At 45.1% G+C, this 8,952-nt stretch carries 9 protein-coding genes; 7 read left to right on the top strand and 2 right to left on the bottom strand.

Annotated features, from left to right (window positions below; genetic code table 11):
- Window positions 1-222 precede the first annotated feature (222 nt).
- From IM500_RS09670 to IM500_RS09655, 4 genes are all read left to right on the top strand, one after another.
- A complete protein-coding gene (locus IM500_RS09670; protein WP_190723675.1) occupies window positions 223-1,248 on the top strand; it encodes an aldo/keto reductase in 1,026 nt (341 codons plus the stop codon).
- A complete protein-coding gene (locus IM500_RS09665) occupies window positions 1,245-1,652 on the top strand; it encodes a gamma-glutamylcyclotransferase family protein (protein WP_002761342.1) in 408 nt (135 codons plus the stop codon). The genes IM500_RS09670 and IM500_RS09665 overlap by 4 nt, the downstream gene beginning before the upstream one ends.
- Before the next feature lie 59 nt (window positions 1,653-1,711).
- A complete protein-coding gene (gene psb35 / locus IM500_RS09660; protein ID WP_002761344.1) occupies window positions 1,712-1,912 on the top strand; it encodes a photosystem II assembly protein Psb35 in 201 nt (66 codons plus the stop codon).
- A 307-nt stretch (window positions 1,913-2,219) separates the two neighbouring features.
- Window positions 2,220-3,365: a DNA cytosine methyltransferase gene (locus IM500_RS09655; protein WP_072926932.1), complete on the top strand. Its 1,146-nt coding sequence runs from the start codon at window positions 2,220-2,222 to the stop codon at window positions 3,363-3,365.
- Here IM500_RS09655 and IM500_RS09650 read toward each other — a convergent pair.
- Together IM500_RS09650 and IM500_RS09645 are read right to left on the bottom strand one after the other, a co-directional pair.
- Window positions 3,340-4,077: a hypothetical protein gene (locus IM500_RS09650; RefSeq protein ID WP_002761349.1), complete on the bottom strand. Its 738-nt coding sequence runs from the start codon at window positions 4,075-4,077 to the stop codon at window positions 3,340-3,342. The two genes, IM500_RS09655 and IM500_RS09650, sit on opposite strands and share 26 nt — an antisense overlap.
- Window positions 4,055-4,306, bottom strand: a complete 252-nt coding sequence (locus IM500_RS09645; RefSeq protein WP_002761350.1) for a helix-turn-helix domain-containing protein — start codon at window positions 4,304-4,306, stop codon at window positions 4,055-4,057. Before IM500_RS09645 ends, IM500_RS09650 begins: the two co-directional genes overlap by 23 nt.
- Window positions 4,307-4,458: 152 nt before the next feature.
- On the opposite strand from IM500_RS09645, the gene der reads away from it, so the two are divergent.
- From der to IM500_RS09630, 3 genes are all read left to right on the top strand, one after another.
- A complete protein-coding gene (gene der / locus IM500_RS09640) occupies window positions 4,459-5,817 on the top strand; it encodes a ribosome biogenesis GTPase Der (RefSeq protein WP_190723671.1) in 1,359 nt (452 codons plus the stop codon).
- A 182-nt stretch (window positions 5,818-5,999) separates the two neighbouring features.
- Window positions 6,000-6,875 (top strand): energy-coupling factor transporter transmembrane component T family protein, encoded by an 876-nt coding sequence (locus IM500_RS09635; protein WP_287738206.1) that lies wholly within the window; start codon window positions 6,000-6,002, stop codon window positions 6,873-6,875.
- An 821-nt stretch (window positions 6,876-7,696) separates the two neighbouring features.
- Window positions 7,697-8,952 (top strand): Ig-like domain-containing protein (locus tag IM500_RS09630; RefSeq protein WP_287738204.1); only part of this gene is annotated, 1,256 nt, incomplete at its 3' end.

The raw sequence follows: 8,952 nt of genomic DNA, 5'->3' as shown, positions 1-8,952 counted from the left end.
GGTGTGGGGTGTGGGGTTTTACCGATTTTGAGGTAGTCAGTTGCCTAATTTTCAGGGAAAAAGTACCTGAATTTTGCCCCCGATCCCCGCAATGGCTGGCACTTTTTGAGGGAAAAAAAGTCTAAAAGTCTTATCCAACAAGGTTTTTAGATTTATTCAGCAAGCCCTATATAAGTTAAACTTATCATACAAAGAATAAGCGAGCCAAAATTTTAGTTAATTATGCGTTACAAACTTTTAGGTAATAGTGGTCTGCGAGTTTCCGAACTATGTCTAGGAACGATGACATTCGGGGAAGATTGGGGTTGGGGGTCCGATAAAGAAGAAAGTCGGGCGGTTTTTCGGGCTTTTGCGGAAGCGGGCGGCAATTTTCTCGATACCGCTAATCTCTACACTAACGGAACCAGTGAAACATTAGTGGGGGAATTTGTCAAGGGCGATCGAGAAAAATGGGTAATCGCCACGAAATATTCTCTCAACACGCGCCCCGGCGATGTCAATGCCTGCGGAAATCATCGAAAAAACCTCTTTCAAGCGGTAGAAGCTAGTTTAAAGCGTTTAGGTACTGATTACATCGATTTACTCTGGCTTCATCTTTGGGACTCTCTCACTCCTATCGAAGAAGTGATGCGCGCTTTCGATGATTTGGTCAGGATGGGAAAAGTGCTTTATATCGGCATTTCTGACAGTCCTGCTTGGATTGTCTCCCAAGGGAACACCCTGGCCACCCTACGGGGATGGACACCCTTTATCGGACTACAAATAGAATATTCTCTCAAGGAACGCACCCCCGAACGGGAATTATTGCCCATGGCCAAAGCATTAAATATCGGGGTGACAGCTTGGAGTCCCCTGGGAGGAGGAGTTTTAACGGGAAAATATAATCAACCCAACCCCGTCGATGGACGTTTAAGCATGACCGACCAACCTTTTCAAATTTTTGATCGCGATTTAAAAATTGCCGAGACTGTCCTAGAGATAGCCAGAGAAATTGAGAAATCACCGGCACAAGTGGCATTAAATTGGCTAAGAAATCGGACTAACGCCGTAATTCCTATCATTGGCGCTCGAAAATTGTCCCAATTGCAGGATAATTTAGCCTGTGTGGACTTTAACCTGACTGGGGAACAGCTGCAACGACTCGATAATATCAGTGCTATTTCCCTCGGTTTTCCCCACGAACTTTTAGCCAGTCAATTTGTTCGCGATATCCTATTAGGAGGAGTAGCAGCACAATTAGACCGATGATGGAAGTTTTTGTTTATGGAACCCTGAAACCTAAGCAGAGTAACTATTCTGCCTACTGTGCGGGAAAAGTGATCAACTCTAAAACCGCCTACACAAAGGGGTATTTATACCATCTTACCGCCCTCGGTTATCCCGGACTGACCGAGGGCGAGGGCTGGGTGAAGGGAATTTTATTGACTTTTAACGCAGATTATGATATTGGGCTTTTGGATGCTTTGGAAGATTATCAACCCGGCAGAGATCCAGAAGAAAACGAGTATCAGCGTCGCAGAATCCCTATTTATAATCTAGAGCGAGAATTGATCGGCGAAGCCTGGGGATATATGATGACACCGGCAAAAATAGCTCTCCATGGCGGTATTTGGCTGCCTTCCGGTTGGTGGACCAGTAGCGATCGAGAATAGGGATGAGGGGGCCGATTCTGTTAAGATATACAAATTAAAAGCTTAATCGTGAAAAAATTATGTATCTACTCCTAGAAGTGGCCAGTGGCAAATTCCCCGTTTATTTTGTGGCAGTTTATGTGGTCGGTTTTCTCGCTGCTGTCACCATCGGTTCGATCGCTTGGTACAATTCTAAACGCCCGGTCGGTTGGGAAGATGCCCAAAGACCCGATATTGTCCCCGAAGTGAAGACAGAGGTGGATTCTGATTCTCAATCCTAGAAAAAGGCAGTGATCAGTTATTTTAGCCGTCAGCTTTTTTCTCCCTTCTCAGCAGTTATCAGGTTAGTCGTGGGGGATAAAGACCTTACTAGGCGCTGATTTCAGGCATTTCAGCCTTATTGGCTGCCTAAACGTTTCCCAGCGAACAGAAACACGATCAATCAACCAAGGTCGATCGCAAATCGCTATGATAGAATATCGGGTCTTTAATTTCCGTCCCCTCCTCCTCTTATGAAACTGCCTGTCGTCGCTATCATCGCTAGGATATTTAGTTGACAAGAGGCTCCGAATACGATAGTATTCAACCATGAAACAACAAATTATCGACTTATTTTCTGGTGCGGGCGGATTGACCACGGGATTTCATTTAGCCGGGTTTGAATCTATCTGTGCAATTGATGTAAATGCGAAAGCATTAGCAACCTATCAACATAATTATCCTAAAACACGCACTTTTCAGGAAGACATCCGCAAAGTTAATCCATCAGAACTGCGCTTATACTTAGGTTTACAAAGAGAAGAATTAACCGCCCTTATCGGGGGTCCACCCTGTCAAGGATTTTCACGAAATATCCCAGCCGGGTATCGCTATCTTAATGATTCTCGCAATCATTTATATAAGTCTTTCTTAGGATTTGTTCAAGAGTTTCGTCCTCTTCATGTAGTCATGGAAAATGTTCCTGAAATTTTGAAAGCTTATGGCGGTATCATCAGAGATGAAATTGTAGCACATTTAGAATCTTGGGGTTATCAAGTAGTTACTACTTCCCTAAACGCCGCTTATTATGGAGTGCCACAAACTCGCTCAAGAGCCTTTTTTTTAGCTAGTCTAGAGCGTTTACCATCCCTTCCCCAAGCAACTCATTCTGGTGATATCAGAAGTGATTATAAAGCTGTAAAATCTTGGACACAGCTTACTTTACTAGAACCAAATATTGCCCCAGTTACTACTGTTAAAGATGCCATTAGTGATTTACCTACTTTAGAAGCAGGACAAGCTTATGATCACGAAATTTATACTAGGGAACCCGAGACCATATATCAACAGAAGATGCGTGAGCAAAGTCAAAAAATTGTTAATCATATTGCCCGTCCTTTAACACCAATTCAAATGTCAAGAGTGCAAATTCTGGCGGAAGGACAAGATGCGAGAGATTTACCTGCTGAATTAGCACCGAAAAAACACTATAGCGGGGCCTATGGTCGACTTTCTTGGGATAAACCAGCAAGAACAATTACAAGGTGGTTTTTTCATCCCGGTTCTGGCAGATTTTTTCATCCGACCCAGAATCGGACAATCACAATTCGTGAAGCAGCAAGATTACATTCTTATCCCGATCATTTTCACTTTTTAGGGACTTATACTGATATGGCCTCTCAAATTGGAGAATCTGTGCCACCACTGTTAGGCAAAGTGGTAGCAGACTCTATGGGACAAAATCTTGAGTATTAGTTTGGGTTTGTAGCGCTGCAAAAATTGTCTCCACATATCGATCTATTGTCAGACGAGTTCTCTCAATTCTCAGACGAATAGCGGCAGCGGGGATTGTTCTGCTTCTAAACAACTGTTTCTGATTTTTGTACCAAACTAACTGAGTTTTGCCAGCGATGCTTCCCTGTAAACCTGCCCCTACTCCCCCAGTTTTTTTATCTATTGCCCATGCCCAAGAAAAAACATTAGGATCAAGAGGATTAAGGGGGTATTCACAGTAAACATATTCATTGCCCTCTCGGTTTTTTAGCAATATTCCCTCATAGCTGTTGATGACATTTTGAGCAGTTTGACTGGAGCGAATCTTCTCGTTCCAGTGTTGAATAATAGCGGTTCCCAGTTGTGCGGGGGAAGATTGCAGATTCAAAGAGGGAACCCCAAGTTGAATGGCTTTTTTGATAATATCTGCTCGTTGAATTACGAACAAAAAGGTATTATCTGTAGTTAAACTATTCAGTTGTAGAGATTTTAGCGACCAACCACTGGCAGTTTTACTGTCCACTGCATCGTAGAGTAGTTTGCTTCTGCCTAGGGCAGGATCGGATAAAGGAATATTCTTGATATAATGAAAAATTGCTTCCCAGCTATAATCCTCGATCGAGCCAATCAATGGTGAGGCAATTGCGGCTAGAATGGCCTGCTTTAGTCTTTTAGTCTCGTCGTTCGTTAACACTTAGGGATTCCTCTACGGAATACAAAAATTCACTCATCCTCAGACCTAAAGCATTAGTAATATGACTAAGCACTCTCACCGATGGACTTTTTAATCCTCGCTCTAGTTGACTGATGTAAGTTCTATGCAGACCTGTTACTTCCGCCAAATACTCTTGCGACCACCCTTTTTCTTGGCGATAACGCTGTAGCTCTCGTCCTAAAATTTGCTCTAGTTGACCAGATTGCATAAGCTGAATTCTAGTCTTTTGTATACCAAAGTTCTACAGACTAAAGTATTCAATGTCTCAGTGCCGAACAGAAACAGATAAATCAACCAAGGTCGATCGCAAATCGCTATGATAGAATATTGGGTCTTTAATTTCCGTCCCCTCCTCCTCTTATGAAACTGCCTGTCGTCGCTATTATCGGTCGTCCCAATGTGGGCAAATCCACCCTCGTCAATCGTATCGCTGGAGATCAACAGGCGATCGTTTTCGATCAACCCGGGATTACCAGAGATCGCACCTATCAACCAGCTTTCTGGTGCGATCGAGATTTTCAAATTGTCGATACAGGAGGGCTAGTTTTTAACGATGACAGCGAATTTCTCCCTTTAATCCGCGAACAGGCTTTAATCGCCCTAGCAGAGGCAAGTGTGGCGATTTTTGTCGTCGATGGCCAGGCAGGAATTACCGCCGGCGATCGAGAAATTGCCGCTTGGTTACGACAGCAAAATGTACCGATACTTTTGGCAGTCAATAAATGTGAATCGGTGGAACAGGGTGTCCTGCAAGCGACGGAATTCTGGGAATTAGCTATCGGTGAACCCTTCCCCATCTCGGCCATTCACGGTTCAGGTACAGGAGAACTACTGGATGCCCTGATTAAATATTTGCCACCCGGGGCGGCAATTCCCGAAAATGAAGAGATTAAAGTGGCAATTATCGGTCGTCCTAACGTGGGTAAATCCAGTCTCCTCAATGCTTTAACCGGACAACAACGGGCGATCGTTAGTCCGATTTCGGGAACCACCAGAGACTCGATCGATACTTTAATTGAACGAGAAGGACAGGTTTATCGGTTAATTGACACCGCCGGGATTCGCCGCAAGAAGAATGTGGACTATGGAGCCGAATTTTTCAGTATTAACCGTGCTTTTAAGGCAATTCGCCGGTCTGACGTGGTGCTATTCGTCATCGATGTGCTAGATGGTGTCACCGAACAGGATTTAAAATTGGCGGGACGAATTATTGAAGAAGGGCGCGCGGTGGTGCTAGTGGTCAATAAATGGGATGCGGTGGAGAAAGACACCTACACCATCAATACTTACACCAAAATGCTCCAAGATCGGCTGTATTTTATGGATTGGGCAGAAATGATCTTTGTCAGCGCCATGACGGGGCAAAGAGTCACCAAAATCCTCGAATTAGTCGATATTGCCGCCGAATCTCACCGTCGTCGCGTCAGTACCTCGGTAATCAACGATGTGATCGAAGATGCGGTTAAATGGCACAATCCCCCCACCACCAGGGGCGGAAAACAGGGGAAACTATACTATGGCACGCAAGTATCGAGTCAACCCCCCACGATCGCCCTTTTCGTTAACGATCCCCAGCGCTTTAATGATAATTATCGCCGTTACATCGAAGGGCAATTCCGACAACAGTTAGGCTTTAAAGGAACCCCGATCCGCTTAATCTGGCGCGGCAAACCGGCGCGAGAAGTGGAAAAAACGGTTAATAGAGCCACCAAGGTCTAATTTAAGTACCTAAGCCCAATTAATTACACATCTAAGCCGTCAGTCGAATGCTTTTTGCTGTGATCAGTAAACAGTGAACTAAAAACTCAAATTTGATCCCTGATAGCTGTCCCCCGTCTCGGAGTCTCGGAGTCTCGGAGTCTCGGAGTCTCGACTAGGAAATTAATTTTGCACGACTACTTATGGATTTATTGCGAAGTTTGCCCATCGGTCTTTATCTCGATCAACCGATTACCCGACTACATCAACTAGATGCCAGGGTAAAATTTATCTGGTTAATGGCGTTTTTAGCAGCACCCTTATTAGCTAATGCTTGGTGGCGTTTAGCTTTGGTGGGATTATTAATGTTGTTAACCCTGCTTGCACCTATTCCCCCCCGGGTCTGGCAGCAACAGATGGGCTGGCTGATATTTTTAGCGATTATCGTCTTTCTGATTACTGCTATCACTCCCGATGGTTTAGCGGTGAGTATTCAGCCGCGTTTACCGGATGAAGGGCTGAATTTACCGCCAGCAAGTGATTATCAGTATGTTTTATGGGATAAAGGTCGTTTATTTGTTACCCGACGTTCTTTGGAATTAGCAGTGAGAATTAGTACCTTAGTTTTTACTTTAATTTATAGTACTAATCTCTTTTTGTTGACGACGGCCCCGGAAGAAATTACCGAAGGTTTAGAGAATTTAATGAGTCCTTTACGGCGATTTAATGTGCCGGTGACGGAAATTTCTCTGACTCTGACCCTCTCTTTGCGCTTTATTCCCCTGGTTTTAGAAGAAGTGCAAAATCTAGCTAGGTCAGTGCGAACTAGGGCGATCGATTGGCAAAAATTAGGGATTAAAAGAAGTTTAAACGTCTGGTTAACAGTAGTGGAAAAATTACTAGATAATTTGCTTTTGCGCGCCGAACAAATAGCGATCGCTATGGAGGTTCGCGGTTTTACCAGTCCCAATCAGCATCAAGTACGCTGGCACGAATTAAAGTTAAGATGGGCTGATTTGATCGCTTTATTTTTGTTAATTCCCTTTTGGGCAGCCCGATTAGTTTGGGGGGGTTTATAGCAGTTATCAGTTATCAGTTATCAGTTATCAGATTTGAGTTTTAAGTGTGCAGTATTAAATAGGGCTTGCTGAATAATGGTAAAACCCTTTTAAAATAAAGCTTTTGACCTGTTAAAGTCCGATGTTAGTGCAAGAAAATAGGATTGGGACTTTCAAAAACCTTGCATTATCCTTCTTGTAGTACATCGCTTGGTACAAAAAACAAGGGCAACAAAGCCTGAAACGACCGGCTCCTGACTCCTGACTCCTGACTCCTACCCCCAGGAAAAACTTTTTCAGCAGACCCTAAATAGAAGTTTCCTACTGTCTTTGCACTGATTACTGATTACTGTTTACTGATTACTGTTTACTGTTCACAGCAAAAAACTCCCCACACCCTACACCCAGCCTAGACTTTAACTGCGTTGTCACCCCTTCAGGGTGCGGATGTTGACGGCAATGTTGTGGAATTTATAACCGAGGAACCCTTCGCGCCTCCGGGAGGAGTAGTAATTATCCCTCTGTGCTGCCCCAGGAGAGTCCTTCCACAGAATCAATGCCACTGGCTGCTTGCCACACTAAGGGACCTGCGTAGGAATAATATCCCAGCCAGACAGTCGCTCTGTAGAAGAATCAGACAAGCCATAAATGGTACATTATCAAAGCGCAAGTCCCTAAATGGTTACATACGCTACATAATCTGTTACCATTTAGATACGGCGATTCTTCTGTCCGTTTTGTACCGATAACTCCTTATTGGATAAGCGTTTCCACTGAGAAGATGTACCAAACTGAGCCTGAATCTGCCGTATGTATGGAATTGTTGATTGGGAATCTTTATTATGGCATTGCAGGAAGGCACTTACATCTGGGAATACGGCGACACCACCCAGGCTCTCTGGTTCACCGCTTCTTACAACACGGTCACAAATCAGTGGACTGTTGATATGAAGAAGGGGTCGATGGACCTCAATGCGTTGTGGTGGTCGAATGGCGATAGCAACGCGGATGGCACTATCAAGTTGTTATCAAAGGATAACAGTCTCAATATGAATGGGACTGGTATCGTCTGGGATGGGTACGACAAGATTTCCGATACGGGGTTAACGGGAAAGGAGCATAATGGCAGCAATCTTCTGACTGCGGGTAATACCTACACTTACAGCTACAGCAAGGATCAAGGGGTAGAGATTGAATCGTTATTGGCTCAGGGTGTTGTCACCCTTGGTGTCAGAGCCACAAGCGTCAACGGCACCGACGGTATCAAGGCGGTAGATGGACAATATGTTTTCGTTCCCTACGATACAACTCCACCTACAGTGACAGTCAATATCGTTGATACTTCCCTGAACGACGGCGATAACAATTCTCTCGTCACCTTTGAGTTCAGCGAAGATGTGAATGGCTTCACAGCCGGTGATGTGAGCGTCAGCGGTGGAACCCTGAGCGACTTCACCCAAGTGGATGGCAACAGCTATACGGCCATCTTCACGGACACCGAGCCGGTGGTTTCCACCGGCTCGGTGTCCGTGGCAGCCGATAGCTACACCGATATTGCCGGTAACAATGGTGGAGCGGGTACGGACACGGTGACGATTGACACGCTAAATCCGACCCTTGCAGTCGATATTGTTGATACTTCCCTGAACGATGGAACTAACAATTCTCTGGTCAGCTTTGAGTTCAGCGAAGATGTCGCCGGTTTTGACAACAGTGATGTGAACGTCAGCGGCGGAACCCTGAGCGACTTCACCCAAGTGGATGGCAACAGCTATACGGCCATCTTCACGGCCGACGACGCGGTGGAAACCACCGGCTCGGTGTCCGTAGCAGCCGATAGCTACACCGATATTGCCGGTAACAATGGTGGAGCAGGTACGGATACGGTGACGATTGACACGCTCAATCCGACCCTTGCAGTCGATATCGTTGATACTTCCCTCAACGACGGAACTAACAATTCTCTAGTCATCTTTGAATTCAGCGAAGATGTCGCCGGTTTTGACAACAGTGATGTGAACGTCAGCGGCGGAACCCTGAGCGACTTCACCCAAGTGGATGGCAACAGCTATACGGCCATCTTCACGGCCGACGACGC

The organism is Microcystis sp. M179S2 (assembly GCF_020245805.1).
Classification (GTDB): domain Bacteria; phylum Cyanobacteriota; class Cyanobacteriia; order Cyanobacteriales; family Microcystaceae; genus Microcystis; species Microcystis aeruginosa.
Note: the sequence above shows the minus strand (reverse complement) of the source record. Positions and strands in the feature narration are given on the sequence as shown.

What these genes read in the sequence shown, in the direction of transcription:
- psb35 (WP_002761344.1), top strand. Translation starts at nt 1,712, where the DNA reads ATGTATCTACTCCTAGAAGTGGCCAGTGGCAAATTCCCCGTTTATTTT.
- IM500_RS09645 (WP_002761350.1), bottom strand. Translation starts at nt 4,306, where the DNA reads ATGCAATCTGGTCAACTAGAGCAAATTTTAGGACGAGAGCTACAGCGT.
- IM500_RS09635 (WP_287738206.1), top strand. Translation starts at nt 6,000, where the DNA reads ATGGATTTATTGCGAAGTTTGCCCATCGGTCTTTATCTCGATCAACCG.
- IM500_RS09665 (WP_002761342.1), top strand. Translation starts at nt 1,245, where the DNA reads ATGATGGAAGTTTTTGTTTATGGAACCCTGAAACCTAAGCAGAGTAAC.
- der (WP_190723671.1), top strand. Translation starts at nt 4,459, where the DNA reads ATGAAACTGCCTGTCGTCGCTATTATCGGTCGTCCCAATGTGGGCAAA.
- IM500_RS09655 (WP_072926932.1), top strand. Translation starts at nt 2,220, where the DNA reads ATGAAACAACAAATTATCGACTTATTTTCTGGTGCGGGCGGATTGACC.
- IM500_RS09670 (WP_190723675.1), top strand. Translation starts at nt 223, where the DNA reads ATGCGTTACAAACTTTTAGGTAATAGTGGTCTGCGAGTTTCCGAACTA.